This window comes from Devosia alba (assembly GCF_039938915.1).
Classification (GTDB): domain Bacteria; phylum Pseudomonadota; class Alphaproteobacteria; order Rhizobiales; family Devosiaceae; genus Devosia; species Devosia alba.
The window spans coordinates 1-262 of sequence record NZ_JBDUUI010000098.1; the positions used below are offsets into that span (position 1 = coordinate 1).

At 42.0% G+C, this 262-nt stretch carries 1 protein-coding gene; it reads right to left on the bottom strand.

What is annotated here, in order from left to right:
- A partial coding sequence (locus tag ABFY71_RS18925; protein ID WP_347947425.1) for a hypothetical protein occupies positions 1–262 on the bottom strand: 262 nt, incomplete at both ends.

Below are 262 nucleotides of genomic sequence, written 5' to 3' on the forward strand. Positions count from 1 at the left end.
GTTCATGCTGACGTTGCTTATCCTTCTCAGCAGCTTCAGCTTGTATCTGTTGCTGGTTAAGCTGCATCTGATTCTGTTGTTGCTGCTGCATCTGACGCTCGTTGTATGCGCGAGTATTCCTTGCATTCTGTATAAGTTCCACCATAGAATCTGATGTGAAGATAGATGCAAGATCGTAAATATCGCCTCCGGCTGTATTTAGCTGCAACATGAAAGTTTTAAATTTCTCAAGCTCATCCCTTTTCTTGGAATTAGATAATGC